Genomic DNA, 25,879 nt, shown 5'->3' on the forward strand with positions numbered 1-25,879 from the left:
ACCGGACGGCATGCGCCGCAAGTGATGTCAGGCAGGTTCAGGTTAGCGAGGGAGAACTCAAATTAACGTCATGGGCGCGTTAATTTGTCGTTAAATCATGCGGGAAAGTGGATGCGGAAAATACTGCCGCGTGCCGGTTGATCGGCGATTTCGAGTGTGGCGCCCAGATGCTCACAGATGCGCATCACCAGCGCAAGGCCCAGGCCGGAGCCGGCGGAGCCGACCAGCGGCGTGCCGTCGGCGCGGTCGGTCAGCCGCGCACGGATCACGTCGGGTATGCCGGGGCCGGTATCCTCGACCGAAACGGTGCGCGCGTAGGTGTGCACTACTACAGTACCCTCGTCGGTGTACTGACAGGCGTTGCGTACCAGGTTGCCGATGGCCGAGGTCAGCAGTTCCTGTCGCGCGCAGACCGTGAAGTCTTCTTCTTCCTCGTAGTGCAGCGTGACCGGCTTGCCGCGCAGCAGTTGGCGGCTGCGTTCGACTTCGGCATGGATCACGTCGGCTACCGAGGTTTCCGGGCGTTCGAGGCTGTCGGGTTTGCGCGCAAGCAGCAGCAGCGTGCTCACGCATTCGGTGGCGTCCTGCGCCGCGTGAAGAATCCGTTTGGCGGCAGCCTGCAGTGTCGGCCGGTCGGCAGTCTGGTCGATCAGCAGCTCGGCCGCACCGATGATGATGGTCAACGGCGTGCGCAGTTCGTGGCTGACGTCGCCGGTGAAGAAGCGCTCGCGCGCGAGGAACTGCTTGAGTTCGGCGGTGTGGGCGTCGAAGGCGCGCGCCAGCACGCCGAGTTCGTCTTCGTTGTCGAGCAGCGGCAGCACGCTCGACTTGCGGCTCTTGACCGATTCCGCGAGGCGTCCGATCGGGTCAACGAAGCCGCGCGCGATGAAGGTGCCGAGGAAGAAGGAGAATGCGACGAAGCCGAGCAGGCCGATCGTGATGGCGACGTAGATGACGCGTTCGATGCTCTTGAATTCGCTGGCCTTGTCGATCACCACGTAGCGGCCGACATGGTCTTCGCCGACCAGCACGTGCGCGATGTCGCCCTCGAAGCTGGCGCGGCCCACGCCGAGCGGCAGGTGGCGCAGTTCGGCCGGAATGGTGGCGCCATGATAGAAGGCGAGGCCGGACGGCATATCGACCGGCTGGCCGGACGAATAGCGGGGCGAGGCCCATTCGGCGATGCTTTGCAGGTGTTCGTCAACCAGCAGGTCTTCGACGCCGTGCACGGCGAAGGATGCGACCAGGCCGAAGAAGGTGCAGATCGCCAGCGCAAAGTAGAGATAGGCGGTGACGATCCGGCGGCGCAGCGTCCTAGTTTGGGTCATCCGACTCTACCAGCCGGTAACCGATGCCCTGGACGGTGCGCAGCATGGGGAAGGAATAGTTCTTGTCGAGCGCCTGGCGCAGCGCGTGGATGTGGGTGCGCAATGCATCGCTGTCCGGCGGATGGTCGCCCCAGACCTCGAGTTCCAGCGTTTCGCGCGAGACGACCTTGGGCGCTTCCTTCATCAGGCAGGTCAGGATCTTGAAGCCGGTCTTGGTCAGCGTGATCGGCGTGCCGGCGCGGTTGACTTCATAGGTCGAGGTATCGAACACCAGATCGCCGACGCTCAGGAAATTGGTGCCCTGGTTCTTGCCGCGCGCGCGGCGGATCAGAGCCTTGAGGCGCACCTCGACCTCGAGCAGCGAGAACGGCTTGACCAGGTAGTCGTCGGCACCGCTGTCGAAGCCGGCGACCTTGTCGTCGAGCGTGTCGCGCGCGGTCAGCATCAGGACCGGCGTGTCCTTCTTCAGTTCGTCGCGCAGCTTGCGGCAGACCGCGAGGCCGTCGATGCCCGGTACCTTGATGTCGAGGATGATGGCGTCGTACTCGTGCTGGGCCGCCAGCGCAAAGCCCGCATACCCGTTGGCCGCGGAGTCGAGAACGTAGCCGCGCGGCTCCAGGAAGGCGTAGAGGTTGGCGACGATGTCTGCATTGTCTTCAATGATCAGGATGCGCATGGTTTGGGAGCGGTTGGGCACGGACATGTAATTCTGTTTCTCGAAATTCGCGCGGGTCGGGCTGCCGGCGGCAGTCCGGGGATCGGCGAAAGCCGCGCAGGCAGCGCGGCCAGTGGGTGCATATCCTAGCACTTCGCGGGACGGTGTGTCGGCGCGGGGCAGGAGAAGAAGGCAGCGCGGCTCAAGGCTTGGCTGCCAGCGCGCGTTCGATGTCGGCGATCAGCGACTTGTCGTCGGGCTTGACGCGCGACGGGTAGCTTTGCACGACGCGGCCCTGACGATCGAGCAGGATCTTGTGGAAGTTCCACTTGGGCGGCGTGGCGCCGGCTGCCGTCAATGCGCGATAGAAGGAGTTGGCATTCTCGCCGGTGACGCTGCTCTTGGCGAACATCGGGAATTTCACGCCGAAGGTGTTGTGGCAGAACGCCGCGATTTCCTGATTGCTGCCCGGTTCCTGCTGGCCGAAATCGTTGGATGCGAATCCGAGCACGACCAGACCTTTAGACCGATAGTGCGCATACAGTTTTTCGAGTCCCTCGTACTGGCTGGTGAAGCCGCAATAGCTGGCGGTATTGACCGCCAGGATCACCTTGCCCGCGTACTGGCACAGATGCTGCGGCTGTTCGTCCTGCAAACGCGGCAGCGTGTGGTCCAGCACGGCCGGGCACTGGCCGGCCTGTTGCGCATGGACCGGCGCGGCATGCAGGAAGACCAGTACTGCCGCCCACGGCAGCAGTCGCAACGCGGAATGAAAAACGGACATGAGATATCCCGGGAAGATGATGAAGCGCCTCATCTTGCATCAAGACGGGCGGCTTGTCATCGTGTCATTTGACGGCCGCAGGCGTCTTGCGTCAGAAAATAAATGCGTCTTTTTTGCAATAAGCATTCTTGCAAGTTTTCGTGCGTGCGCAGCCTTAACCTGTTCTTAACGCCAGCAGCCATGCGGGTTTGGCCGCGATGGTGTGTCCCAGCGGCGCGTTGTTGCGTCGTCCGGAAAACCTTTTCGGAAGAGAGGTTGGACTGTCTGGAGAGGGAATTTCTTGGTAGAATCAAGCACTTAACTCATTTTGAAGGCGTGTATGCTGTACCCAGAATTGTTCAAATCGCTCGAGCAGGTCCGCTGGAACTTGGAAAAGGATATTCCATGGGATCAGTTCGACGCTTCCCGCTTGACCGACGAGCAGGCACAGACCATTCGCATGAATGCGATCACCGAATGGTCGGCTCTGCCGGCTACGGAGATGTTTCTGCGCGACAATCGCGGCGACAGCGATTTCTGCGCCTTCATGTCGGTCTGGTTCTTCGAGGAGCAAAAACATTCGCTGGTCCTGATGGAATACCTGCGCCGCTTCCGCCCGGAACTGGTGCCGACCGAAGCCGAACTGCACAACGTGCGCTTCGAGTTCGATCCTGCGCCGCCGCTGGAAACGCTGATGCTGCACTTCTGCGGCGAGATCCGTCTGAACCACTGGTATCGCTGCGCAGCCGACTGGCACACCGAACCCGTCATCAGGCAGATCTACCGCACCATCAGCCAGGACGAGGCACGTCACGGCGGCGCCTACCTGCGTTACATGAAGAAGGCATTGGTTGAAATGGGCGACAGCGCGCGTGCCGCCTTCGCCAAGATCGGCGTGCTGATGGCATCGGCGCGTCGCACCGAGAAGCCACTGCATCCGACCAATCTGCACGTCAACCAGGCACTGTTCCCGAACGACACCGTGCAGTCGCGCCTGCCCGATCCGGAATGGCTGGAACGTTGGCTCGACAACCAGATCCACTTTGACGCCGAGTGGGAGAAGAAGGTCGTCGACCGTATCCTGCACAACCTGTCGCTGCTGTTCGAGCGCACCTTCACCACGGTGCAGGAGCTCAACCGCTATCGCAAGGACATCGTCAACCGCATGGCGGTACCGGCGCAGGAACAGCAGCCGGCATGATGAGGTAAACCCTGTACCCAAGCCGCAGATTCTGCGGCTTTTTCTTTGCCGGCGATTTGCCGAATCGGAAGAAGCGAACATGATGATGCAACGACGGATCGTTCTGCGCGCACTGGCGCTGGCGGGTCTGGCTCCAGGGCTGGTGCCGGCAAAACAGCAGGCGCCGCTGATCGAGGTATACAAGAGTGCCACCTGCGGCTGCTGCGGCGAATGGGTACGGCATCTGGAGGCCGGCGGGTTTCGTGTGGAGGCGCGCAATGTGCCGAACACTGCCGCATATCGTGAACGTTACGGTATTCCGTCGGCGCTCGGCAGTTGTCATACCGCCACCATCGGCGGTTATGCGCTGGAAGGGCATGTGCCTGCGACCGACATCAAGCGTTTGCTGAAGGAGCGTCCCGATGCAGTCGGCCTGGCCGTGCCGGGCATGCCACTGGGTTCACCCGGAATGGAAGTGCCGGATCGGAAGGCGGACGCTTATGACGTCCTGCTGCTGCGCAAGGATGGCAGCCACATCGTCTATCGCCATGTGGCAGCGCAATGATGCATGCTTGCCCGATTCGATAAAAAAGGACGCCTCGGCGTCCTTTTTTGCATGAAGCGTATTGTTCTCAGTGATGGTGATGGCCGCTTTCCATGCCGCCTCCCGGATGTCTGGCATCCCGGACTTCGAAGGTAGTATCGATCTTGCCGGCCTTGCGAAAGGTCAGGGTGACCGGAATGCGGTCGCCAGCCTTCAAGGGGGCTTTCAGTCCCATCAGCATCAGATGATAGCCCTTGCCGGGCTCCATGATGACCTTCTGACCGCCGGCAAGTTCGATGCCATCGACTTCGCGCATGCGCATCACGTTGCCTTCCATCGACATGGTATGGATCTCCATCGACGTTGCTGCCGGCGATTGCGCGGCGATCAGGGCATCGGCATGCGCGCCCGTGTTCTCGAGCGAGACATAGGCGCCGCCGCTGGTCTGGCCCGGCATGCTGGCGCGTGCATAGGCCTGGCCGACATGAATGTCGCCGGCGTGCGACGTTTGCGCATGGATGGGCGCGGCCGTCAGCGAAACGGCAAATGCGAAAGCAAGGGAGGCAAGGCGAAGTGTCATGATGTCCTTCCATCAACAAGGGGTACTGCCATCGTATGGCAGCGAAAAAATCGGATGTGAGTGCGCCTATCCTACCATCCGGCTAGCTGCCGCCAAGGTAGCCGTTCTGGCGCCAGGCCTCATAGACGACCACCGCGACCGTATTGGACAGGTTGAGGCTGCGATTGTCGGGGCGCATCGGCAGGCGAATGCGCTGCGAGGGCGGAAAACTGTCGCGCCGTTCAGGCGACAGGCCGCGTGTTTCCGAGCCGAACACGAAGATGTCGCCGGGCGCGAAACGCATGCTGGCAAAGGGCGTCGAGCCATGCGTGGTCAGCGCGAACATGCGTTGCGGATCGAGCGGCATGTCGGCGGTCGAGGACGCGAGAAAGGCCTCCCAGTCGCGATGCACCTTCATCGTCGCGTAATCGTGATAGTCGAGGCCGGCGCGCCGCATCTTGGCATCGTCGAGCGGAAAGCCGAGCGGCTCGATCAGATGCAATTGCGCACCGGTATTGGCGCACAGGCGGATGATGTTGCCGGTGTTGGGCGGAATTTCCGGTTCGACCAGAACGACATGAAACAAGCGATTCTCCTTGCGGTGCGCACGCGTTGCACCGTGCATGAAAGGCGCACATCATAAATGAAAATGGCACGACGCAAGCCGTTGCGCATCATGCCGGCGGCGTTCGCGCAAAAGCGAGGTTGGTGACGCGCGCCGCACCATGGCGTTTGAGCATGGCTGCGATCTCGGCGAGTGTGGCGCCGGTGGTCATCACGTCGTCCAGAACCGCCAGATGCTTTCCCGCGATGCTTTCCTGCATGTCGGCCGTGACGGAGAAGGCATGGCGCACATTGCGCTGGCGTTCCGGCGGCGGCAGGCTGGCCTGCATGCGTGTTTCGCGCGTGCGTTCAAGCAGTTGCGGCAACAGCGCGATGCCGGTCGATCTCGACAGTGGACGGGCGATCTCCAGTGACTGATTGAACCCGCGTTCAGCCAGGCGTTGTCGGCTGAGCGGCACTACCGTCATGAGCTCCGGCATTGGCAGGGTGGGTTGCCGCAACAATGCATCGCGCAGCAGGTCGGCAAACAGCGACGCAATGGCGAGGCGATTGCCGAACTTGAGGGCCAGCACCAGGTGATCGACCGGCGCGACATAGTCGCTGGCCACCACGGTGGCATCGAAGGCGGGCGGCGAGCGCAGGCAGTCGCCGCATTGCGCAAGGTCGCCGATGCCGCTCAGCGGCAGACCGCATTGCCGGCAGCGTGCCGGCGATGCGGTGAAATGACTGTGGCGGCAATCGGCGCATAGTACGCACTCGCCATCGATACCGCATAACGCACAGGATGAGGGAATTGCCGACGGCAGTCGGTGCAGCAGGGTGCCGATACGGGAGAGAAATCGGTATGACATTGCGCAACTCCGTCCTCGTGCGTGTAGACTGCGCACATTATCCCATTGTCGCCGCATGCCCGTGCCTTCCGAATTTTCTTCCGCTGACAGCAGACTGAGCGCTCCCATTGATCTGGGGCGCGTACGCACCCTGTTTCGTGATCCTGCACGCGTTGCAGAATCAGGCTTCCTGCGCCGCGAGGTGGCGGCACGCATGCATGAAAGACTGCAGGTGATCAAGCTGGAGCCGACCGTGGTGCTCGACGCCGGTTGCGGCGAAGGAGCCGATCTGGTCACGCTGCAAAAGCGCTTCGCGCAGGCTACGGTGCTGGGTCTCGATGCCTCGTTCGGCATGTTGTCGGAGGCGCAGGCGGTGCAGAAGGATGGCCTGTCGAGCGTTCATCGCATGCTGCAGCAATGGCTGCCGGCAGGTATGGGAATCGGGCGCGACTCGATGGCCGGCCTGATGTGCGGTGATTTCGCGCGGTTGCCGCTGGCCGGCAACAGCGTCGATATGGTCTGGTCCAATCTGGCGGTGCACTGGCATCCGCAGCCCGATGCGGTATTCGGCGAATGGCGCCGTGTGTTGAGTCAGGATGGCCTGCTGATGTTTTCGTGTTTCGGTCCCGACACCTTCAGGGAATTGCGTACCGCCTTTGCCGAAAGCGGAGCACAGCATGTGCTGCCTTTCGTCGATATGCATGACTTTGGTGACATGCTGGTCAATGCCGGATTTTCGACGCCGGTGATGGACATGGAAACCCTGACGATTACCTACGGCAGTGTCGAGAAACTGATCGCGGACGTACGTGCGATCGGCGGCAATCCGCTCGATACGCGGCCGCGCGGCCTGTTTGGCCGCGATGCCTGGCAACGTGTGGTGGAGCGGCTCGAGAGGCAGCGCCGTGACGTCGACGGCAAGATCCCCCTGACCGTGGAAGTCGCATACGGCCACGCTTTTCGGCCGGCGCCGCGCGCCACGGCCAGCGGCGAGTCCATCATCCGCTTCGACCGGCCGAGAAAATAAGGTTCCGCTTCAGGGCGGAATGTTGTATATATGTGTCGCCTGTTGTTCAAAAGTCGTTCAGAATCTGCCGAGCCGTTGAGAGTTTCATTGCGTAGTCAGTCCGTTTTTTCCGGAGGGTGTGCGCCATGTGTTTATGCTTGATAACGTTTCAGTTTCAGACTTATACTGCGACGGTTTTGCGTGAAGATGGTTGGGCCGGTGCGCGGTGGTCGAGCGTGCGGTAGGGCCCGGCCGCGAATGGTTATTTAAACGTAATTGCTCGATATCTCCGCAGCAACTGATGCAGGTTTATGGGTTATTGTGCGCGGTATCTCTGGCAATTTCCGTCTTTTTCACCATCCGCGGCGCCTGGTATATCCTCGGTTTTTCCATCGTGGAACTCGCGGCAGTCGCATACGCTTTCATTTATTACGCCCGTCACGCGAGGGATCGCGAATACATTGCGCTTGAAGACGACCGGCTTTTCGTCGAGATCGTCCAGGCGGAGAAGGTCAGGCAGTTCAGGCTGATGCGCCGCCAGACGGCGATTCGGCTCGTGGCACGTACTCGATTGATTGGCCTGGAATCTGCAGGTCTGTGTGTTGAGGTAGGGCGATTCCTGACGGAGGCAAAGCGTCGCGAATTCATGCGCGAGCTGCGTCGGGAAGTGAGGATGACAAGTACGCCCGTCAATTAAAACAGATTCTTAATGTGGGCTTTTGGGGAAATCCATGAAAGATGCGAAGCGCCTTCCATTCCTGTTGCCTGGTGCATTCCTCTTGATGGCGGCCGCGCCGTGGGCAGCCGCGAGCGACGCCGGCGGCCCGACGGTGCGCCAGCTCAACCTGCATCCGCCGGTCACGCGGATCGCCGAAGAAATCTATTCGCTGCACAACATGATGCTGATCATCTGTCTGGTGATCTTCATTGCCGTGTTCGCAGTGATGTTCTATTCGATCTTCAAGCATCGCAAATCGGTCGGCCATCAGGCCGCCAAGTTTCATGAAAGCACTTCGGTCGAGATCGCGTGGACCGTGGTTCCCTTCCTGATCGTCATCGGCATGGCGCTGCCGGCCACCAAGACCGTGGTGGCGATGAAGGACACCTCGAATGCCGACATCACCATCAAGGCCACCGGCATGCAATGGAAGTGGGGCTACAACTATCTCGCCGGCGAAGGCGAGGGCATCAACTTCCTGTCCAATCTGGCGACGCCGCGCCAGCAGATCGTCAACGCCGAGGCCAAGGGCGAAAACTACCTGCTCGAGGTCGACAATCCGGTGGTGGTGCCGGTCAACAAGAAGATACGCGTGGTGCTGACCGCCAACGACGTGATCCACTCGTGGATGATCCCCTCGTTCGGCGTCAAGCAGGACGCGATTCCGGGCTTCGTGCGCGACACCTGGTTCAAGGCCGAGAAGATCGGCACCTATCGCGGCCAGTGCGTGGAACTGTGCGGCAAGGATCATGCCTTCATGCCGATCGTGGTCAACGTGGTCAGCGAGGAGGACTATCGTGCCTGGGTAGACGAACGCAAGAAGGAAATGGCCGCCAACGTCGATGATCCCAACAAGGTCTGGACGCTCGACGAACTCGTGCAACGTGGCGAGAAGGTTTATTCGTCCAATTGCATCGCCTGCCATCAGGCCAATGGCAAGGGCATACCCGGCAGCTTCGCCGCGCTCGATGGTTCGCAGATCGTGCTGGGTCCCAAGGCGGCCAACATCAATATCGTCCTGCATGGCAAGGGTGCCATGCCGGCCTGGCAGCCCGTGCTGTCCGAAACTGAGATCGCCGCGGTGATCACCTATACGCGCAATCACTGGTCCAACAAGGCTGCTGAAAACATCGTCCAACCGGCCGAAGTCCTGGCCGCGAAGTAAAACGAATCAGGAGATCGAGATGAGCACAACCGCCGTCGACCACGGGCACGAGCATTCCCACGCGCACGATCACGGGCATGACCATGCCCACGATCATCCGCACGGCTGGCGGCGCTGGATCTATGCCACCAACCACAAGGACATCGGCACCTTGTATCTGTGGTTCTCCTTCATCATGCTGCTGTCGGGCGGTCTGCTGGCGATGCTGATCCGCGCCGAGCTGTTCCAGCCCGGCCTGCAACTGATGCAGCCCGAATTCTTCAATCAGCTGACCACCATGCATGGCCTGATCATGGTGTTCGGCGCGATCATGCCGGCCTTCGTCGGCTTCGCCAACTGGATGATTCCGCTGCAGATCGGCGCCTCCGACATGGCATTCGCGCGCATGAACAACTTTTCGTTCTGGCTGCTGCCGCCGGCCGCGATCCTGCTGATGACGTCCTTCCTGGTGCCGGGCGGCGCCACCGCCGCCGGCTGGACGCTGTATGCGCCGCTGTCGACGCAAATGGGACCAGGCATGGACATGGCGATTTTTGCGATCCACATCATGGGCGCCTCGTCGATCATGGGTTCGATCAACATCATCGTCACCGTGCTCAACATGCGTGCGCCCGGCATGACGCTGATGAAGATGCCGATGTTCTGCTGGACCTGGCTGATCACGGCCTACCTGCTGATCGCCGTGATGCCGGTGCTGGCAGGTGCGATCACGATGACGCTGACCGACCGCCACTTCGGCACCTCGTTCTTCAATGCGGCCGGCGGCGGCGATCCGGTGATGTACCAGCATATCTTCTGGTTCTTCGGGCACCCCGAGGTCTATATCATGATCCTGCCGGCGTTCGGCATCATCTCGCATATCGTGCCGGCCTTCGCGCGCAAGCAGCTGTTCGGCTATGCGTCCATGGTCTATGCGACGGCCTCGATCGCGATCCTGTCGTTCATGGTGTGGGCGCACCACATGTTCACCACCGGCATGCCGGTCACCGCGCAGCTGTTCTTCATGTACGCGACCATGCTGATCGCGGTGCCGACCGGCGTGAAGATCTTCAACTGGGTTGCCACCATGTGGCGCGGCTCGATGACCTTCGAGACACCGATGCTGTTCGCGATCGGCTTCATCTTCGTATTCACCATGGGCGGCTTCACCGGACTGATCCTGGCAGTCACGCCGATCGACATCCAGTTGCAGGATACCTATTACGTGGTGGCGCACTTCCACTACGTGCTGGTGGCCGGTTCGCTGTTCGCGCTGTTTGCCGGTTTCTATTACTGGGGGCCGAAGTGGACCGGCTTCATGTACAGCGAGACGCGCGGCAAGATTCACTTCTGGGGCTCGTTGATCCTGTTCAACATCACCTTCTTCCCGATGCATTTTCTCGGCCTGGCCGGCATGCCGCGCCGCTATGCCGACTATCCGGCACAGTTCACGGATTTCAACGTGATTGCCTCCATCGGCGGGCTGGGTTTCGGCCTGATGCAGGTGTATTTCCTGTTTGCGGTGGTGCTGCCGGCGATTCGTGGCGGCCAGCCAGCAGCCGACAAGCCGTGGGAAGGCGCGGAAGGACTGGAATGGACGGTGCCGAGTCCGGCGCCTTTCCATACCTTCGAGACGCCGCCGACGGTCAAATAAGGCAAACAGCGCATGAGCGAGAAGGAAGAGTTGCAGGCAGAACTCAGAAGGCGCAATTTGCGCACGGGGCTGATCCTGGCCTCGATCGCACTGATGTTCATGCTGGGGCTGGTGGTCAAACGCATATGGTTTGTGTGAGGACGGGATGCAGGAGCAGAACGATTCCGGTGTACGCAGGCTGAACGCGCAGATGTTCGGCAAGCTGATCGTCATCGCGGTGATGATGTTCGGCTTCGGCTATCTGCTGGTGCCGTTGTACAAGCAGATCTGCGAGATCACCGGCATCAACATCCTTGCCTTCCAGGAAGGCGAGGGCATGAAGGTCAAGCCGATCGACAATTCGCAGATCGACCGCAGCCGCACCATCACGGTCGAGTTCGACGCCAATGCGCAGGGACCGTTCCGCTTCCGTCCGACCGTCAACAGCATGACTGTGCATCCGGGCGAGATGGCGCAGGTCCTGTACGAAGTGGTCAACACGCAGCAGCGCAGCGTGGAAGCACAGGCGATCCCGAGTTATGCGCCGCAGCAGGCGGCGGCGCATTTCAAGAAGGTCGAATGCTTCTGCTTCCAGCAGCAGACCATGGAGGCAGGCCAGGCAAGGCAGATGCCGGTGGTGTTCTACCTCGATCCGGCCCTGCCGAAGGATGTGAAGACGATCACGCTGTCCTATACCTTCTTCGATATCGGCGGTTTCGAGAAGAAAGCCGAAAGCAAGGCCGAAGGCGGGAAAAAGCCGGCGCAGGTTGCCGGTTGAGAATGTGGAAAGTGCCGGTGATGATGTGAGTCCGCTGCGTGTGCGCGGCGGAAGTGAAGCCTGAAGAAGTCTGACTGGAGACGGAAATGAGTGCTCGCGAAAAGGAAGCTCCCTATTATTTCGTGCCGGGTCCCTCGCGCTGGCCGGTGACGGCCGGCATTTCACTGCTGTTGCTGATGATCGGCGCTTCGGCCTGGGTCAACGGCGTGGCGTGGGGGCCATATCTGAATGCGCTGGGATTGATCGGCTTTCTGGTCGTGCTCTACTTCTGGTTCGGCGAGGCCATCAGCGAGTCGGAAGGCGGTCTGTACAGCAAGCGCATCGATGCATCCTTCCGCTGGAGCATGAGCTGGTTCATCTTTTCGGAAGTGATGTTCTTTGCCGCCTTCTTCGGTGCGCTGTTCTATGCGCGCAGCATCAGCATGCCGTGGCTGGCCGATCTGGACCACAAGCTGCTGTGGCCCGACTTCGGTGCGCAATGGGGCAATGTCGGTCCGGCCAACACGGTCGAGTCGTTCGCCACCATGGGACCGTTCTGGATTCCGACCATCAACACCGCGCTGCTGCTGACCTCGGGTGTCACGCTGACGATCGCGCACCATGCGATCCGCGAGGGCAAGCGCCAGAAGACCGCGATCTGGCTGGCCGCCACCATCCTGCTCGGTGCGATCTTCATGGGCTTTCAGGCCTATGAATACATCCATGCCTACCAGGACCTGAACCTCAAGCTGACGTCCGGCATCTACGGTTCCACCTTTTTCCTGCTGACGGGCTTCCACGGCTTTCACGTGACGATGGGCGCAATCATGCTGGCGGTCGTGCTGTATCGCGTCATCAAGGGGCATTTCACCGCCGACAATCATTTTGCCTTCGAAGGCGCGGCCTGGTACTGGCACTTCGTCGATGTGGTGTGGCTGGGTTTGTACGTGGTGGTTTACTGGCTGTAATACCACTCATGCATGAAAAAGGCCGCACTCTGCAGTGCGGCTTTTTGTTGCGGGGTAGGACAACTTGTCCGACGCCAAATTCAGCGAATTCCGGTAGGCTGGATATAGCCGAGGCGCCACGCAAGCAGGACCAGCGCGAACAGTGTGATCGACAGTCCGACACGCGTCGCCAGCGCCTTGACGGTACGGTTGCTCTTGCCCTTGTCGCGCATCAGGAAGAACAGCGCGGAAGCCAGGCTGCCGAGGATCAGAATGAAGGCGATGGCGACGAGAATTTTCATGGACGCGCCCGACGGTCGGAGCGGGCAGGGGCGACACAACGGGCTGGATTGAACACGGATCTCATGCATCTCTCCTTTCGCTTCAGGGTCGTGCCGTTCATTGCCGCCGCGATAGTGGCGGCCATCGGCATCTCGCTGGGGCAGTGGCAAACGCGGCGCGGCGATGAAAAGCAGGCCATCGAAAACCTGCTGCTGGCAAGGCAGTCTGCGCCAGTTCTCCAACTTGAGCAAGTGCCGACCGATGCTGCCGAGATTGCCTTCCGGCGCGTGAGATTGCACGGCAGCTTCGAGCGCGAATGGCCGGTCTATCTCGACAACCGCCCTTACGACGGACGTGCTGGGTTCTACCTCGCGATGCCGTTTAGAATGGCGGCCTCCGGCCAGCACGTGCTGGTGCTGCGCGGCTGGTTGCCGCGCGACGTCGCGGACCGTACGCGGTTGCCGGCGGTGGACACGCCTGCGGGCGAGACCGAGATCGAAGGCGTGGTGCGCACCGGTATCGGCCGCGTGATGCAGCTGGGCCAGCCCGAAGCCTTGCGGCCCGGCGCGATCGTGCAGAATCTCGACCCGGCCGAGCTGTCTGCCGCCAGTGATCTTGCGCTGCCGGCATTGGTGATCGAGCAGACGGGCGCGGCGCAGGATGGCCTGGTGCGCGACTGGCCGCGGCCGTCGAGCGGCATCGACAAGCATCGCGGCTACGCCTTTCAGTGGTATGGGCTGGCTGCGCTGGCGTGTGTTTTTTTTGTTGTGACAGGATTTGGACGTGGAAGAAAACAGGAAGCGTAAAGGGCGTTGGAAGCTGCTGGCCATCCTGCTCGTATGCGCATCGCCCATCATTTTTTCGTATCTGGCCTATTACGTCTTCAAGCCGGAAGGCCGCACCAATTATGGCGCGCTGATCGATCCGCGCGCCTATCCGCTGCCGGTGCTCGACACGCGCACGCTGGACGGCCGGCCGGAAACGCTGGATGCCTACAAGGGCAAGTGGATCATGCTGCTGGTAGCCGGCGGCGACTGCCTGTCGTCGTGCGAAAAGAAGCTGCACGACATCCGCCAGCTGCGCCTGTCGCAAGGCAAGGACATGGAGCGCATCGAACGCGTGTGGCTCATCACCGATGCGCAGCCGATCGATACCATCCTGATCCGTGAATTCGACGGCACCCACATGCTGCGCGCCGATGCCGAGCGCATCGCCGCCTGGCTGCCGGTGGAGCAAGACACCACGCCGGCCGACCACATTTTCATGATTGATCCGCTGGGCAACCTGATGATGCGCTTTCCCAAGGATGCCGATCCCAACCGGATCAAGAAGGATCTGAACAAATTGCTCAAGGCGTCTTCCATTGGATAATTCGGGTCTCCTGTTTCAGCTGGCGAGCAAGGGCCTGCTGGTCGGTCTGCTGGCCGGCGTGATCGTCTGGTCGTCCAAGGACCGCAACAAGTTCCGCAAGCTGGTGTGGGTCACGGTGTTCCTGACCTTCGACGTCATCATGTTCGGCGCCTTCACGCGCCTGACCGACTCCGGTCTCGGCTGTCCTGACTGGCCGGGCTGCTACGGCCATTCGAATCCGCTGGCGGCGATGGAACACATCCGCGCCGCCGAGGCCTTGATGCCGGACGGTCCGGTGACCGTGATGAAGGCATGGATCGAAATGATCCACCGCTACCTGGCGATGGGCATCGGCGTGCTCATCATCGCCATCCTCGTGCTGTCGTGGCGGTTCTGGCTGCGCAGCGGCAAGACCGCGCCGCAATTCTCGCCATGGTTTCCGCTGGCGTTGTTTTTCTTCGTCTGCCTGCAGGGTGCGTTCGGTGCCTGGACCGTGACCATGAAGCTGCAGCCGGTGATCGTCACCATTCACCTGCTGCTCGGCATGGTGTTGCTGGCGATGCTGACCTGGGTCGGCGCGCGGCAGAACGAGCATCTGCCCGTTGCGGCATCAGCGCGCCGCCTGCGCTGGCCGGCGGCGATTGCGCTGCTGCTGCTGACGATACAGATCTTGCTCGGCGGCTGGGTCAGCACCAATTACGCGGCACTGGCCTGCATGGACTTCCCGCTGTGCCACGGCGCGCTGGTGCCGGAGATGGACTTCGACAACGGCTTCACGCTGTGGCGCAGCCTCGGCATGACGGCCGATGGCGAATATCTGCCGTATCCGGCGCTGACGGCGATCCACTGGACGCACCGCGTGTTTGCCATCGTGGTGGCCGGACACGTCGGCTGGGTCGCATGGAAGGCGTGGCGCACCGAAGGCCTGCAGAAGACCGGGCTGGCACTGCTGGGCGCGCTGGCGCTGCAGATCGCCATCGGTATTTCGACCATCTCTCTCAAATGGCCGCTGGCACTGGCGGTGGCGCACAATGGCTGCGCCGCGCTGCTGGTCCTGCTGACGGTCATGTTAAACTACAAGGCTGGAATCGCCGGACGATCAGGCGATCCTTTGCAGGCGCGTCAGAACGATTCGCCCATCCGGCCGCATCGAACGACCAACGCATGACAACCTTGACCGCTTCTCCCAATCGCCTCGCCCAGTACTGGGCGCTGACCAAGCCGCGCGTGACGCAGCTTGCCGTATTCTGTGCCGTGATCGGCATGTTTCTCGCTACTCCCGACCTGCCGAACTGGCGTGTTGTCGTCGCGGCAACCATCGGTATCTGGCTGCTGGCCGGCGGCGCCTTCGCCATCAACTGTCTGGTCGAACGCGAGATCGACTCGCGCATGGCGCGCACCGCGCGGCGTCCGATGGCGCGCGGCGAACTGAGCGTGACCGAAACCTTGATCTTCGCTGGCGTGATCGGCGGTGCCGGCATGTGGGTGCTGTACAACTTCGTCAATGCCCTGACCATGTGGCTGACGTTCGCCACCTTCATTGGCTACGCCGTCATCTACACCATGATCCTCAAGCCGGCCACACCGCAGAACATCGTCATCGGTGGCCTGTCGGGTGCGATGCCGCCGGCACTGGGCTGGGCCGCGATCGCCAACCAGGTGCCGATGGAAGCCTGGATCCTGGTCCTGATCATCTTCATCTGGACGCCGCCGCATTTCTGGGCGCTGGCACTCTATCGCCGCGAGGATTACGCCAAGTCCGGCCTGCCGATGCTGCCGATCACGCATGGCATGGCATTCACGCAACTGCAGATTCTGCTGTATTCGATCGCGCTGGTCGCTACTACGCTGCTGCCGTTCGCGGTCGGCATGAGCGGTCTCATCTATCTGGTGGTGGCATTGGTGCTGGATGCGGTCTTCCTCTGGTATGCATGGCAGGTCTATCGCCACTACACCGATGCGATCGCGCGCAAGATGTTTGCCTATTCGATCGTCTATCTGTCGGTGCTGTTCGCCGTGCTGCTGGTTGACCACTACCTGATGTTCTGAACATGATGCGACTGCGCCCCGGTTTCCGTTCCCGTCTTGCCGCCGCCCTGCTGTCGGGCGCGGCCGTGTTCGCGCTGGCCGCATGCGGCGAGAAGTCGCCGCCGGCGCCGACCTTCACCAATACCGACGTCACCGGCCTCGCCTATGGCAAGGGCTTCGAGTTGACCGATCATCAGGGGCAGCGCCGCACGCTGGTCGATTATCGGGGCAAGGCGGTGGTGATGTTCTTCGGCTTCATGCATTGTCCGGACGTCTGCCCGACCACCATGATGGAAATGTCCAATGTCATGAAGCTGCTCGGCCCGGATGCCGACCGCGTGCAGGTACTCTTCGTCACCCTCGATCCCGCGCGCGATTCGCAGGACCTGCTGCGGCAGTACGTGACCGCCTTCGATCCGCGCTTCATCGGCCTGCGCGGCACGCAGGAGGAAATCGACCGCACGGCGAACGAATTCAAGGTCTTCCACGAAAAAGTGCCGGGCAAGGAGCCTGGCAGCTACACCATCGATCATACGGCCGGCAGCTACGTGTTCGACCCGGAAGGGCGGCTGCGCCTGTTCGTGCGGCACGGACAGGGCGAGGAACCGATTGCCCACGATCTGAAGATGCTGCTGGCCGGCCGCTGACCATACCGTGCATCCAAACAAAAAGCGCTCCGAGGAGCGCTTTTTTCATGGAGCGGGATGACTCAGGCGAAAGCCGCCAGCGAACCTTTCATCTTCTTCAGGGCGACCGCCTCGATCTGACGGATGCGCTCTGCAGAGACGCCGAACTCGTCGGCCAACTCGTGCAGCGTGGCACCCGAGCCGTCGTCGTTGGCCAGCCAGCGTGCCTCGACGATGCGGCGCGAACGCGGATCGAGCTTTTCGAGCGCCATGCTCAGGCCTTCGGTCTGCAGGCGATCGTAGTCCTGCGACTCCAGCACGCGCGTCGGTTCCTGCGCTTCGGACGACAGATAGGCGATCGGCGCGAACTTGTCGTCTTCGTCGTCGGTCGGCGCTTCGAGCGCGATGTCGCGGCCCGACAGACGCGTTTCCATCTCGATCACTTCCTCGCGCTTGACGTTGAGCGTCTTCGCCAGTTCGTTGACCTGATCCGGCGTCATCGAGTCGAGGCCGGTCTTGTGGCTGCGCAGGTTGAAGAACAGCTTGCGCTGCGCCTTGGTGGTGGCGACCTTGACAAGACGCCAGTTCTTCAGGATGTACTCGTGCATTTCGGCCTTGATCCAGTGGATCGAGTACGAGACCAGACGCACGCCCTGATCGGGATCGAAGCGCTTGACCGCCTTCATCAGGCCGATGTTGCCTTCCTGGATCAGGTCGGCATGCGGCAGGCCGTAGCCCAGATAACCGCGCGCGATCGACACCACCAGACGCAGGTGCGACATGATGAGCTTCTGGGCGGCACCCAGGTCGTTCTCGTCGCGCAGGCGGCGTGCCAGCGAAACTTCCTCTTCCTGCGTCAGCATGGGCAGCCGATTGACCGCCGAGATGTAAGCGTCAATATTGCCCAGCGCGCCAGAAAACCCGAGCGACATGATGTTGTTGCTCGAGGGAATCATTGCGGTGGATGCAGTTGCTGCTTTCATGTTTTCTCCTTGCTTGCGACTTCAGGAAAAATGGGACTTGTGGTCCCGTCTTTGAACCTAATATTAGCACTCTATGGACATGAGTGCTAATTGCTCTTTGCAAGCGTGGCGATAGCCAAAACACTATTGCAATGAGCGCAACGATTTACGCCGCAGGTGAAGAATTAGAGGGCGTGGCGGGGATGAAGTTGCGTGCTCAAGGGAAAGAAAACGGCAATAAATGCAGAATGTTTGTGAGCAAACGTAAGGGGCCGCCGCGATGGCGGCCCTTTGCATTCCTAGTCCTGCAGACGGCGCAATTGGCGCGATACCGACAGAAGGGCGCCGATGTAGCCGAGCGCCGCGCTGACCGCGAGCAGGCCCAGCAGCGCCAGCGGGTCGAGGTTGACGAGGCGGAATTCCGATGCATACAGTCTTGCAAAATCGGCAATCGCCGCGTTCAGCGGATGCAGGCCGATGGCGACTGCCGCCAGCGCCACCGCACCGGCGATCAGGCCGAGCAGCGCGCCGGTGTAGTAGAACGGGCGGCAGATGAAGGCGTCGGTCGCGCCGACCAGCCTTGACACCTCGATTTCCTCACGCTGCGTCATGACCTGCAGGCGGATCGTGTTGAACACCACCGACACCACCACCACGCCCAGCGTGACGGCCAGGAACAGCAGCACCAGCCGCATCACCTGCAGCAGCGCCGCCAGCCGCTCGACCCAGGCCGAATCGATCTGCACGTACTCGACGCCTTCGATCTTCTTGAGGTTGTCGGCAATTCTCGTAATGGCCTGCGCGTTGCCGTCATCCTGGAAGCCCGTCATGCGCACCACGTAGGCGTCGGGCAGCGGATTGTCGCCGAGCACCGCGATCGCCTCGTCGAGCCCGGTCTTGTCCTTCAGGGTGCTCAATGCCTTTTCGCGCGGTACGAAGTCGAGCTTGACCGCATGCTTGGCATCCTGCGCGATGCGGCGGATTTCGGGGCCGATGGCTTCGGCGCGCTCGCGCGGCGTGTCGATCTGCATGAAGACGCTGATTTCCGGCTCCACCGCGAGCTGTTCGGAAACCGGCCGCACGTTCTCGATCAGCGTCAGGCCGGCAAACGGCAGCGTCAGTGCGATGGCGACCACCAGTACGTTGAGCAGGAAGTTGCCGGGCGTCTTGAACAGGTGGCGGAAGGCGTCGGCGATGGCGAAGCCGTGATGTCGGAACCAGCCGTTCATGCCATCACCTGCGACGGATGCGGGGTGGTGCGGCGCCAGCTTTCGATGATGCGGCCATGGTCGAGATAGATCACGCGCGTGGCGGTATCGAGGAATTGCTCGTCATGGGTCGAGATCAGGCAGGTCACGCCGACCGCGTGGAAGGCCTTGAGCGCGTCGAGCACCTTGTTGGCGGCTTCGCGGTCGAGGTTGGCGGTCGGCTCGTCGGCCAGGATAATCTGCGGCCGGTTGACGATGGCGCGCGCGATCGAGACGCGCTGCTGTTCGCCGCCGGACAGGCTGGCCGGTGCCATCGGCGCCTTGTCGAGCAGGCCGACCTTGTCGAGCGCGGCGCGTGCGCGCCGTTCGGCATCGCCGCGCGTGGCGCCGCAGACGATCAGCGGCAGCATCACGTTGGCCAGCACATCGCGGTCCGACAGCAGGCGCTGCTGCTGGAAGATCAGGCCCAGCTTGCGGCGCAGATAGGGCAGGCCGGAATGGCCGAGACGGCCGATGTCGTAGCCGCTGACGTTGACCGCGCCCTGGCTCGGCCGCTCCATACCGGCGATCAGCTTCAGCAGCGTCGATTTGCCGGCGCCGGACGGACCGGCCAGGAAGACCAGTTCGCCCTTATCGACCTTGAGCGTGATGTCGGACAGCGCCGTGATGTTCGGCGGATACTGCTTGGATACCTGCTGGAATTCAATCATCAATATCGATCAACCCAAAATTGCATCGACGAAGGCCGATGCATCGAACGGCTGCAGATCCTCGATCTGTTCGCCCACGCCGATGAAATAGACGGGCACCGGACGCGTGCGCGCGATCGCCGCCAGCACGCCGCCCTTGGCGGTGCCGTCGAGCTTGGTCACCACCAGGCCGGTCAGGCCGAGCGCCTCGTCGAAGGCCTTGACCTGCGCCAGCGCGTTCTGTCCCGTATTGCCGTCGATGACCAGCAGCACTTCGTGCGGCGCGCCGTCACTGGCCTTGCCAATGACACGCTTGATCTTCTTGAGTTCCTCCATCAGGTGCAATTGCGTCGGCAGGCGGCCGGCGGTATCGACCATCACGACGTCGGTGCCGCGCGCCTGCGCCGAGTGCACGGCGTCGAAGGCAACGGCGGCCGGATCGCCCGATTCCTGGGCGATCACGGTCACGTTGTTGCGCTGGCCCCAGACTGTCAGCTGCTCGCGCGCGGCGGCGCGGAAGGTGTCGCCGGCCGCCAGCAGTACCGACTGATGGTGCGCCTGCAGGTGCTTGGCGAGCTTGCCGATGGTGGTGGTCTTGCCGGCGCCGTTGACGCCGGCGATCATCATGATCAGCGGCTTGTGGCGGCCGAGCACCAGCGGCTTCTGCAGCGGCGTCAGCATCTCGATCAGCAGCGTGCGCAGCGCGGTCTTGACCTGGGCGGCATCGGTCAGCTTCTCGTTCTTGACCTTGCGCTTGAGGCCGTCGAGCAGGAACTGCGTGGCATCGACGCCGGCGTCGGCCATCAGCAGCGCCGATTCCAGCTCCTCGTACAATGCGTCGTCGATGCGCGCGCCGACGAACAGCGTGGTCAGGTTGGAAGACGTCTTGGACAGGCCGGCCTTGAGGCGCGTCATCCATGACTGTTTTTGCGCGGCCGGGGTCTCGACGGCGACGATTTCCGCGTCGCCGGTATCGGCAGCCGGTACGGACGGTTCGGGAGCGGCCGGCGGTGTTTCCGTGACGACGGGCGCCGCAGTTGGCGTCGGAACCGGCGCGCCTTGGGGCGATTCCGCGGGGGCGGGTTCCTGCGGCACCGGAGCCGGCTCGGGTTGCGGCGGTTTTTTCTTGAAGAAACTAAACATCGGGAATGAAGTCAGATCAGCGGTCGGCGTGGCCCGGACCCTGCTGGGCACGGCGCTACAATCGACGTATTCTAACAGAGCGAGAGATGATGAAATTGCGCATCAAGACCCTGCTGGCGGCGACTTCCCTGCTGCTGGCGCCGCTGTTTGCCGCTGCCGCGCAGACCGCTGCGAACATCACCGAATTCACGCTCGGCAACGGCATGAAGATCATCGTCAACGAAGACCATCGCGCGCCGACCGTGGCGCACATGATCTGGTACCGCGTCGGCGCGGTGGACGAACGCAACGGCACCACCGGCCTCGCGCATGCGCTCGAGCACATGATGTTCAAGGGCACCACGCACCTGAAGCCGGGCGAGTTCAGCCGCCGCGTGGCCGCGCTGGGCGGCCGCGAGAACGCCTTCACCAGCCGCGACTACACCGCTTATTTCCAGCAGATCGAGCAGTCGCGGCTGGAAGCCGTGATGGCGCTCGAAGCCGACCGCATGGCGAACCTGGTGTTCGACAAGAACGAATTCGCCAACGAAATCCGCGTCATCATGGAAGAACGCCGCCTGCGCACCGACGACCAGCCGCAGGCGCTGCTGTTCGAGGCGCTTAACGCGACCGCCTTCGCCGTCCATCCCTACCGCAATCCCATCATCGGCTGGATGGACGATCTCGAGCACATGACGGTCGAGGACGTGAAGGCATGGCACGACCAATGGTATGCGCCCAACAACGCGACCATGGTGGTGTCCGGCGACGTGCAGCCGCAGCAGGTGCGGCGCCTGGCCGAGAAATACTTCGGCAAGCTCAAGCCCAAGACGCTGGTGCGCACGCGGCCGCAGAACGAGCCCGAGCAGAAGGGCATCAAGCGCGTGACCGTCAAGGCCCCGGCCGAGAATCCCTATCTGATGCTGGCCTTCAAGGTGCCGGCCCTGCGCGACGTCGAAAAGGATGACGAGGCGCTGGCGCTCGACGTGCTGGCCGCCGTGCTCGACGGTTACGACAATGCGCGTCTCGGTGCGCGGCTGGTGCGCACCGAGCGTGTCGCCAACGAGGCCGGCGCGTCCTATTCCGGTGTCGGGCGCGGTCCGGCGCAGTTCATCCTCGACGGCACGCCGGCCGCCGGCACCACCACCGAACAGCTTGAAGGCCGGCTGCGCGCCGAGGTGACGCGCATCGCGCAGGAAGGCGTGTCGGAGGAGGAACTCAAGCGCGTCAAGACGCAGTTGATCGCCAGCCAGGTCTATAAGCGCGATTCGGTGTTCGGGCAGGCGATGGAGATCGGCGTCATGGAAATGTCGGGCCTGTCCTACCGCGACATCGACCGCATCATCGAACGCCTGCGCGACGTGACGCCGCAGCAGGTGCAGGCAGTGGCGCAGAAATACTTTGGCGACGATGCGCTGACGGTGGCGACGCTGGTGCCGCTGCCCATAAGCGAAAAACCGCCGGTCGCGCCGCCGGCCGGGCTGCGGCATTGAGTGTGGCCGTGCCGATGTTCATCCCTGCGAGATTCATTCCGGAGTACCCAATGCGTAACCTGATCGCCGGCGTCGTGCTGGCCGTTGCCAGCACCGTTTCCCATGCCGCCCTGCAGATCCAGTCGTGGTCGCTCGACAACGGTGCGCGCGTGCTGTTCGTGCAGAACGACACCATTCCCATCCTCGACGTCAGCATCGATTTCGATGCCGGCGCGCGGCGCGATCCCACCGGCAAGGTCGGGACCGCCGCCATGACCAATGCCATGCTGGCGCGCGGCGTGCAGGCCGGCGGCGCCGACGATCCGGCGCTGAACGAGGCGCAGATTTCCGACGCCTTCGCCGACCTTGCCGCGCAGCGCGGCAATCGCATCGACAACGACCGTGGCGGCCTGACGCTGCGCACGCTGAGCACGGAGCGCCAGCCGGCCATCGCCATGTTGTCGCGCCTGCTGGCGCAGCCGGCGTTCCCGGCCGATCTGCTGGCGCGCGACAAGATTCGCACGATTGCCAACCTGCGCGAGAACCTGACCAAGCCCGAGGTGATCGCCGAGCGCGCCTTCAACACCATGCTGTACGGCAGTCACCCCTACGGCGCGCAGCTGACCGAGCAGTCGGTCAATGCCATCGCGCGCGACGACCTGGTCGCCTTCCATGCGCAGCATTACGTCGCCAACCGTGCCGTGATCACGCTGATTGGCGACGTTTCGCGCAGCGAGGCCGATACGATCGCGCGCCAGCTCACGGCACGCCTGCCGCAGGGCGCGCCGCTGCCGGCGCTGCCGTCGGTGCAGCCCGCCAAGGGCGGCGAGCAACGCATCGCGCATCATTCCTCGCAGGCGCACATCCTGATCGGCATGCCGGCATTGCAGCGGCCGGACGACGACTACTTTGCGCTCATGGTCGGCAACTACGTGCTGGGCAGCGGCGGCTTCGTCTCGCGCCTGATGAACGAGGTGCGCGAAAAGCGCGGCCTGACCTATGGTGTGAGCAGTTACTTCGAGCCCATGGCGCAGCCGGGGCCGTTCCAGATCGGCCTGCAAACCAAGGCCGAGCAGGCCGACGCGGCACTGAAGATCGTGCGCGAAACGGTTGACGGTTTCCTGCGCGAAGGCCCGACCGCGGCCGAGCTCAAGGCCGCCAAGGACAATCTGGTCGGCGGCTTTGCGCTGCGCATCGACAGCAACAAGAAGCTGCTGGAAAACATCGCCATGATCGGCTTCTATGGCCTGCCGCTCGATTACCTGGATACCTGGACCGCCAACGTCGAGCGCGTGACGGCCGCGCAGATCCGCGCCGCCTTCCAGCGCAAGTTGCATCCCGAACAATTCTCGACGGTGGTGGTCGGCGCGCGCTGATGCCGCGCCGGCGGACTGGCGCCGGCCTGCCTGGCTGATTACAATCCACGCTCCTTCTTCCTCGCAAACAGCCAGATGGCGATCAGATCCTCCCGCAACAGCAAGACAGCCGGCGCTGCGCCGGCCCGGCCGCAAGGCAAGCCGCGCGGCGCACCGCAGCAGGTGCGCATCATCGGCGGCCAGTGGAAGCGCACGCCGCTGCCGGTGCCCGACGGCGAAGGCCTGCGCCCCACGCCGGACCGCGTGCGCGAAACCGTTTTCAACTGGATCAACCACCTGATCGACGGCGGCTGGACGCGTATCGACTGTCTGGACGCCTTTGCCGGCACCGGCGTGCTGGGTTTCGAGGCCGCCAGCCGCGGCGCGCGGCACGTCGTCATGGTGGATAACCATGCGCCGGCGCTGCGGCAACTGGCCGTCACGCGCGACAAATTGCGTGCCGAACAGATCGAGATCGTGCGCGGCGATGCGCTTGCCGTGCTGCAGGACATGCAGCGGCGCGAGGTACAGTTCGACCTCATCTTCCTCGACCCGCCGTACCACCACGAGTGGCTGGAACGCGCGGTGCCGCTGTGCCGACCGTTGTTGCGGCGCGACGGCCTGCTGTACGTGGAATCCGAGACCGCGTTGGCCCCGGAATCCGCCCCGGCGTGGCTGCAGGGCTGGGAAATCCTGCGCGCCGACAAGGCCGGCATGGTGTTCTACCATCTGCTGCGGTCAAAAACACTGCCGTAATTTCGGGCATAATGCGCATTCTGTTATTTGCGGTGCCCAATGTGTCGCGCCGTAAAGCCGAAGACTCCAGCCCAGTATTGAGCGACGAGCGCTCATCCAGCAGCAGCCCATAGGCGCCTGCGCCGCTGACTTCTCCGCAAGCCGACACTTAGCCACCATACGGGAGCCACCATGGTCACAGCCATCTATCCGGGAACGTTCGATCCGCTCACGCGCGGACACGAAGACCTGGTCCGTCGCGCGTCGGGCCTGTTCGACAAACTCATCGTCGGCGTGGCCGACAGCCGCAACAAGAAGCCGTTCTTCACGCTCGAAGAACGCCTGACGATCTCCAACGAGGTGCTCGGCCACTATCCGAACGTGCACGTCGAGAGCTTCTCCGGCCTGCTCAAGGACTTCGTGCGCCGCCACGACGCGCGCGTGATCGTGCGCGGCCTGCGCGCCGTCTCCGACTTCGAGTACGAATTCCAGATGGCCGGCATGAACCGCTACCTGCTGCCGGACGTCGAAACCCTGTTCCTGACGCCTTCCGACCAGTACCAGTTCATTTCCGGTACGATCGTGCGTGAGATCGCCAATCTGGGCGGCGACGTCTCCAAGTTCGTCTTCCCGTCCGTGGATCGCTGGCTCAAGGAGAAGATCGCGGCGCAGAAGGGGCAGCAGGGGGAATAGGCAGCAATGTTTTTTTGAAGGTCTGAAGTCATGGCACTGATGATCACCGACACGAGGTCTGGGAATTCGCAAAGCATCGCTTTGTGCCAGACTGCGCAGCAAGCGTTTGCTGTATTCGTCCGTTTCGAGCCATGTAATGGCTTTCATGATTACGGACACGCGTCCTCGGGAATTCGCAAAGCACTGCTTTGCGCCGAGGCGCGCACAGATGGCTTGCAAGCCATCGGTGTATTCGTCGGTGCGTATGGAAAGGTGAGCAAGTCATGGCACTGATGATCACTGACACGAAGTCTGGGAATTCGCAAAGCATTGCTTTGTGTCAGACTGCGCAGCAATCGCTTGCAAGCGATTGCTGTATTCGTCCGTTGGGAGCCATGTAATGGCTCTGATGATTACGGACGAATGCATCAATTGCGACGTCTGCGAACCCGAATGCCCCAACGACGCCATCTCCATGGGCGCCGAGTTCTACCAGATCGACCCGCGCAAATGCACCGAATGCGTCGGCCATTTCGACCAGCCTCAATGCCAGGAAGTGTGCCCGGTCAGTTGCATTCCCTTCAACCCCGAGTGGCGGGAATCCAGGGAGGAGCTGCTGATCAAGTGCGAGAAATTGCAGGAAGAAAAGGCAGGCGCGGCTTCCTGACTATTCGCCGTCGTTCCGGTCAAGACGGGAACCCGGAAAGCCGCCTCTGACGCTGAAGTCCATCCCGGCTTCACCGGCAAATC

Annotated in this window: 31 protein-coding genes; 20 read left to right on the forward strand and 11 right to left on the reverse strand. The window is 62.3% G+C overall.

Translation table 11 applies throughout. The features are described from left to right. Positions 1-95: 95 nt before the first annotated feature. The 3 genes from IEV38_RS07700 to IEV38_RS07710 form a co-directional block, all read right to left on the reverse strand. The gene (locus IEV38_RS07700; RefSeq protein WP_188395615.1) at positions 96-1,328 is read right to left on the reverse strand and encodes a sensor histidine kinase; all 1,233 of its coding nucleotides are present in this window, start codon (positions 1,326-1,328) and stop codon (positions 96-98) included. Beyond that, a complete protein-coding gene (locus tag IEV38_RS07705) occupies positions 1,315-2,004 on the reverse strand; it encodes a response regulator transcription factor (RefSeq protein ID WP_188396094.1) in 690 nt (229 codons plus the stop codon). Before IEV38_RS07705 ends, IEV38_RS07700 begins: the two co-directional genes overlap by 14 nt. 181 nt (positions 2,005-2,185) lie before the next feature. After that, positions 2,186-2,767 carry a glutathione peroxidase gene (locus tag IEV38_RS07710; protein ID WP_188395616.1) on the reverse strand — a complete coding sequence of 194 codons (582 nt, stop codon included), beginning with the start codon at positions 2,765-2,767 and terminating at the stop codon, positions 2,186-2,188. Between the two features lie 319 nt (positions 2,768-3,086). Here IEV38_RS07710 and IEV38_RS07715 point away from each other — a divergent pair, with 319 nt between their 5' ends. Then, entirely contained in the window at positions 3,087-3,947 is an 861-nt protein-coding gene (locus IEV38_RS07715; RefSeq protein WP_188395617.1) for a ferritin family protein, read from the forward strand. Positions 3,948-4,032: 85 nt separating this feature from the next. Then, positions 4,033-4,491, forward strand: coding sequence for a DUF411 domain-containing protein (locus IEV38_RS07720; RefSeq protein ID WP_188396095.1), 459 nt, complete (start codon positions 4,033-4,035; stop codon positions 4,489-4,491). A gap of 67 nt (positions 4,492-4,558) precedes the next feature. On the opposite strand, the gene IEV38_RS07725 is transcribed toward IEV38_RS07720, so the two are convergent. The 3 genes from IEV38_RS07725 to IEV38_RS07735 form a co-directional block, all read right to left on the reverse strand. Further along, positions 4,559-5,050, reverse strand: coding sequence for a copper chaperone PCu(A)C (locus tag IEV38_RS07725; RefSeq protein ID WP_188395618.1), 492 nt, complete (start codon positions 5,048-5,050; stop codon positions 4,559-4,561). A gap of 82 nt (positions 5,051-5,132) precedes the next feature. Continuing rightward, a complete protein-coding gene (gene trmL, locus IEV38_RS07730; protein WP_188395619.1) occupies positions 5,133-5,615 on the reverse strand; it encodes a tRNA (uridine(34)/cytosine(34)/5-carboxymethylaminomethyluridine(34)-2'-O)-methyltransferase TrmL in 483 nt (160 codons plus the stop codon). An 88-nt stretch (positions 5,616-5,703) separates the two neighbouring features. After that, on the reverse strand, positions 5,704-6,444 hold the full coding sequence (locus tag IEV38_RS07735; RefSeq protein ID WP_188395620.1) for a ComF family protein: 741 nt from the start codon (positions 6,442-6,444) through the stop codon (positions 5,704-5,706). A gap of 55 nt (positions 6,445-6,499) precedes the next feature. On the opposite strand from IEV38_RS07735, the gene IEV38_RS07740 reads away from it, so the two are divergent. The 7 genes from IEV38_RS07740 to IEV38_RS07765 all read left to right on the forward strand — a co-directional run bounded on the left by IEV38_RS07740 (position 6,500) and on the right by IEV38_RS07765 (position 12,649). Next, on the forward strand, positions 6,500-7,450 hold the full coding sequence (locus tag IEV38_RS07740) for a methyltransferase domain-containing protein (RefSeq protein WP_188395621.1): 951 nt from the start codon (positions 6,500-6,502) through the stop codon (positions 7,448-7,450). Positions 7,451-7,655: 205 nt separating this feature from the next. Further along, a complete protein-coding gene (locus IEV38_RS07745) occupies positions 7,656-8,126 on the forward strand; it encodes a DUF2244 domain-containing protein (RefSeq protein WP_229728932.1) in 471 nt (156 codons plus the stop codon). Positions 8,127-8,160: 34 nt separating this feature from the next. Then, positions 8,161-9,312, forward strand: a complete 1,152-nt coding sequence (gene coxB, locus IEV38_RS07750) for a cytochrome c oxidase subunit II (protein WP_188395622.1) — start codon at positions 8,161-8,163, stop codon at positions 9,310-9,312. 19 nt (positions 9,313-9,331) lie between these two features. Further along, the gene (gene ctaD / locus IEV38_RS07755) at positions 9,332-10,945 is read left to right on the forward strand and encodes a cytochrome c oxidase subunit I (RefSeq protein WP_188395623.1); all 1,614 of its coding nucleotides are present in this window, start codon (positions 9,332-9,334) and stop codon (positions 10,943-10,945) included. Between the two features lie 12 nt (positions 10,946-10,957). After that, positions 10,958-11,083: a cytochrome oxidase small assembly protein gene (locus IEV38_RS15270; protein WP_229728933.1), complete on the forward strand. Its 126-nt coding sequence runs from the start codon at positions 10,958-10,960 to the stop codon at positions 11,081-11,083. A 7-nt stretch (positions 11,084-11,090) separates the two neighbouring features. Then, on the forward strand, positions 11,091-11,702 hold the full coding sequence (locus tag IEV38_RS07760; protein ID WP_188395624.1) for a cytochrome c oxidase assembly protein: 612 nt from the start codon (positions 11,091-11,093) through the stop codon (positions 11,700-11,702). Between the two features lie 86 nt (positions 11,703-11,788). Further along, positions 11,789-12,649 carry a cytochrome c oxidase subunit 3 gene (locus IEV38_RS07765; RefSeq protein ID WP_188395625.1) on the forward strand — a complete coding sequence of 287 codons (861 nt, stop codon included), beginning with the start codon at positions 11,789-11,791 and terminating at the stop codon, positions 12,647-12,649. Positions 12,650-12,729: 80 nt separating this feature from the next. Here IEV38_RS07765 and IEV38_RS07770 read toward each other — a convergent pair whose 3' ends face one another. Further along, the gene (locus IEV38_RS07770; protein ID WP_188395626.1) at positions 12,730-12,930 is read right to left on the reverse strand and encodes a twin transmembrane helix small protein; all 201 of its coding nucleotides are present in this window, start codon (positions 12,928-12,930) and stop codon (positions 12,730-12,732) included. Positions 12,931-12,993: 63 nt separating this feature from the next. Between IEV38_RS07770 and IEV38_RS07775 the strand changes: the two genes are divergently transcribed. Genes IEV38_RS07775 through IEV38_RS07795 form a run of 5 tightly spaced genes read left to right on the forward strand, consistent with a single transcriptional unit; the run spans position 12,994 to position 16,935 of the window. Next, positions 12,994-13,716, forward strand: a complete 723-nt coding sequence (locus tag IEV38_RS07775) for an SURF1 family protein (protein WP_188395627.1) — start codon at positions 12,994-12,996, stop codon at positions 13,714-13,716. After that, positions 13,694-14,281, forward strand: a complete 588-nt coding sequence (locus IEV38_RS07780) for an SCO family protein (protein ID WP_188395628.1) — start codon at positions 13,694-13,696, stop codon at positions 14,279-14,281. Before IEV38_RS07775 ends, IEV38_RS07780 begins: the two co-directional genes overlap by 23 nt. Continuing rightward, a complete protein-coding gene (locus IEV38_RS07785) occupies positions 14,274-15,428 on the forward strand; it encodes a COX15/CtaA family protein (RefSeq protein WP_188395629.1) in 1,155 nt (384 codons plus the stop codon). The genes IEV38_RS07780 and IEV38_RS07785 overlap by 8 nt, the downstream gene beginning before the upstream one ends. Further along, a complete protein-coding gene (gene cyoE, locus IEV38_RS07790) occupies positions 15,425-16,309 on the forward strand; it encodes a heme o synthase (protein WP_188395630.1) in 885 nt (294 codons plus the stop codon). Before IEV38_RS07785 ends, cyoE begins: the two co-directional genes overlap by 4 nt. 5 nt (positions 16,310-16,314) lie before the next feature. Then, positions 16,315-16,935 carry an SCO family protein gene (locus IEV38_RS07795; RefSeq protein WP_371869862.1) on the forward strand — a complete coding sequence of 207 codons (621 nt, stop codon included), beginning with the start codon at positions 16,315-16,317 and terminating at the stop codon, positions 16,933-16,935. 62 nt (positions 16,936-16,997) lie between these two features. On the opposite strand, the gene rpoH is transcribed toward IEV38_RS07795, so the two are convergent. From rpoH to ftsY, 4 genes are all read right to left on the reverse strand, one after another. Then, positions 16,998-17,897 carry an RNA polymerase sigma factor RpoH gene (gene rpoH / locus IEV38_RS07800; protein WP_188395632.1) on the reverse strand — a complete coding sequence of 300 codons (900 nt, stop codon included), beginning with the start codon at positions 17,895-17,897 and terminating at the stop codon, positions 16,998-17,000. 278 nt (positions 17,898-18,175) lie between these two features. Beyond that, entirely contained in the window at positions 18,176-19,105 is a 930-nt protein-coding gene (gene ftsX, locus IEV38_RS07805; protein WP_188395633.1) for a permease-like cell division protein FtsX, read from the reverse strand. Beyond that, a complete protein-coding gene (locus IEV38_RS07810) occupies positions 19,102-19,794 on the reverse strand; it encodes a cell division ATP-binding protein FtsE (protein WP_188395634.1) in 693 nt (230 codons plus the stop codon). Before IEV38_RS07810 ends, ftsX begins: the two co-directional genes overlap by 4 nt. A 9-nt stretch (positions 19,795-19,803) precedes the next feature. Further along, entirely contained in the window at positions 19,804-20,916 is a 1,113-nt protein-coding gene (gene ftsY, locus IEV38_RS07815; RefSeq protein WP_188395635.1) for a signal recognition particle-docking protein FtsY, read from the reverse strand. An 89-nt stretch (positions 20,917-21,005) separates the two neighbouring features. Here ftsY and IEV38_RS07820 point away from each other — a divergent pair, with 89 nt between their 5' ends. From IEV38_RS07820 to IEV38_RS07845, 6 genes are all read left to right on the forward strand, one after another. Next, positions 21,006-22,388: a M16 family metallopeptidase gene (locus IEV38_RS07820; protein WP_188396097.1), complete on the forward strand. Its 1,383-nt coding sequence runs from the start codon at positions 21,006-21,008 to the stop codon at positions 22,386-22,388. Positions 22,389-22,438: 50 nt separating this feature from the next. Then, a complete protein-coding gene (locus tag IEV38_RS07825) occupies positions 22,439-23,743 on the forward strand; it encodes a M16 family metallopeptidase (protein ID WP_188395636.1) in 1,305 nt (434 codons plus the stop codon). Between the two features lie 75 nt (positions 23,744-23,818). Beyond that, on the forward strand, positions 23,819-24,478 hold the full coding sequence (rsmD, locus tag IEV38_RS07830; protein WP_188395637.1) for a 16S rRNA (guanine(966)-N(2))-methyltransferase RsmD: 660 nt from the start codon (positions 23,819-23,821) through the stop codon (positions 24,476-24,478). A 171-nt stretch (positions 24,479-24,649) separates the two neighbouring features. Beyond that, positions 24,650-25,150 (forward strand): pantetheine-phosphate adenylyltransferase, encoded by a 501-nt coding sequence (gene coaD, locus IEV38_RS07835; protein WP_188395638.1) that lies wholly within the window; start codon positions 24,650-24,652, stop codon positions 25,148-25,150. A gap of 30 nt (positions 25,151-25,180) precedes the next feature. After that, positions 25,181-25,423, forward strand: coding sequence for a hypothetical protein (locus IEV38_RS07840; protein ID WP_188395639.1), 243 nt, complete (start codon positions 25,181-25,183; stop codon positions 25,421-25,423). 106 nt (positions 25,424-25,529) lie between these two features. After that, positions 25,530-25,796, forward strand: coding sequence for a YfhL family 4Fe-4S dicluster ferredoxin (locus IEV38_RS07845; RefSeq protein ID WP_188395640.1), 267 nt, complete (start codon positions 25,530-25,532; stop codon positions 25,794-25,796). Positions 25,797-25,879 lie beyond the last annotated feature (83 nt).

Source organism: Oxalicibacterium flavum (genome assembly GCF_014635065.1).
Lineage (GTDB): Bacteria > Pseudomonadota > Gammaproteobacteria > Burkholderiales > Burkholderiaceae_D > Oxalicibacterium > Oxalicibacterium flavum.

Coding starts and splice junctions, on each gene's coding strand:
- IEV38_RS07735 (WP_188395620.1), bottom strand. CDS start 6,444: ATGTCATACCGATTTCTCTCCCGTATCGGCACCCTGCTGCACCGACTG.
- IEV38_RS07765 (WP_188395625.1), top strand. CDS start 11,789: ATGAGTGCTCGCGAAAAGGAAGCTCCCTATTATTTCGTGCCGGGTCCC.
- IEV38_RS07720 (WP_188396095.1), top strand. CDS start 4,033: ATGCAACGACGGATCGTTCTGCGCGCACTGGCGCTGGCGGGTCTGGCT.
- IEV38_RS07715 (WP_188395617.1), top strand. CDS start 3,087: ATGCTGTACCCAGAATTGTTCAAATCGCTCGAGCAGGTCCGCTGGAAC.
- IEV38_RS07770 (WP_188395626.1), bottom strand. CDS start 12,930: ATGAAAATTCTCGTCGCCATCGCCTTCATTCTGATCCTCGGCAGCCTG.
- IEV38_RS07825 (WP_188395636.1), top strand. CDS start 22,439: ATGCGTAACCTGATCGCCGGCGTCGTGCTGGCCGTTGCCAGCACCGTT.
- IEV38_RS07740 (WP_188395621.1), top strand. CDS start 6,500: ATGCCCGTGCCTTCCGAATTTTCTTCCGCTGACAGCAGACTGAGCGCT.
- IEV38_RS07700 (WP_188395615.1), bottom strand. CDS start 1,328: ATGACCCAAACTAGGACGCTGCGCCGCCGGATCGTCACCGCCTATCTC.
- rpoH (WP_188395632.1), bottom strand. CDS start 17,897: ATGAAAGCAGCAACTGCATCCACCGCAATGATTCCCTCGAGCAACAAC.
- rsmD (WP_188395637.1), top strand. CDS start 23,819: ATGGCGATCAGATCCTCCCGCAACAGCAAGACAGCCGGCGCTGCGCCG.
- IEV38_RS07845 (WP_188395640.1), top strand. CDS start 25,530: ATGGCTCTGATGATTACGGACGAATGCATCAATTGCGACGTCTGCGAA.
- coxB (WP_188395622.1), top strand. CDS start 8,161: ATGAAAGATGCGAAGCGCCTTCCATTCCTGTTGCCTGGTGCATTCCTC.
- coaD (WP_188395638.1), top strand. CDS start 24,650: ATGGTCACAGCCATCTATCCGGGAACGTTCGATCCGCTCACGCGCGGA.
- IEV38_RS07810 (WP_188395634.1), bottom strand. CDS start 19,794: ATGATTGAATTCCAGCAGGTATCCAAGCAGTATCCGCCGAACATCACG.
- ctaD (WP_188395623.1), top strand. CDS start 9,332: ATGAGCACAACCGCCGTCGACCACGGGCACGAGCATTCCCACGCGCAC.
- cyoE (WP_188395630.1), top strand. CDS start 15,425: ATGACAACCTTGACCGCTTCTCCCAATCGCCTCGCCCAGTACTGGGCG.
- IEV38_RS07725 (WP_188395618.1), bottom strand. CDS start 5,050: ATGACACTTCGCCTTGCCTCCCTTGCTTTCGCATTTGCCGTTTCGCTG.
- IEV38_RS07820 (WP_188396097.1), top strand. CDS start 21,006: ATGAAATTGCGCATCAAGACCCTGCTGGCGGCGACTTCCCTGCTGCTG.
- IEV38_RS07705 (WP_188396094.1), bottom strand. CDS start 2,004: ATGCGCATCCTGATCATTGAAGACAATGCAGACATCGTCGCCAACCTC.
- IEV38_RS07840 (WP_188395639.1), top strand. CDS start 25,181: ATGGCACTGATGATCACCGACACGAGGTCTGGGAATTCGCAAAGCATC.
- IEV38_RS07795 (WP_371869862.1), top strand. CDS start 16,315: ATGCGACTGCGCCCCGGTTTCCGTTCCCGTCTTGCCGCCGCCCTGCTG.
- IEV38_RS07760 (WP_188395624.1), top strand. CDS start 11,091: ATGCAGGAGCAGAACGATTCCGGTGTACGCAGGCTGAACGCGCAGATG.
- IEV38_RS07710 (WP_188395616.1), bottom strand. CDS start 2,767: ATGTCCGTTTTTCATTCCGCGTTGCGACTGCTGCCGTGGGCGGCAGTA.
- ftsY (WP_188395635.1), bottom strand. CDS start 20,916: ATGTTTAGTTTCTTCAAGAAAAAACCGCCGCAACCCGAGCCGGCTCCG.
- IEV38_RS07775 (WP_188395627.1), top strand. CDS start 12,994: ATGCATCTCTCCTTTCGCTTCAGGGTCGTGCCGTTCATTGCCGCCGCG.
- ftsX (WP_188395633.1), bottom strand. CDS start 19,105: ATGAACGGCTGGTTCCGACATCACGGCTTCGCCATCGCCGACGCCTTC.
- IEV38_RS15270 (WP_229728933.1), top strand. CDS start 10,958: ATGAGCGAGAAGGAAGAGTTGCAGGCAGAACTCAGAAGGCGCAATTTG.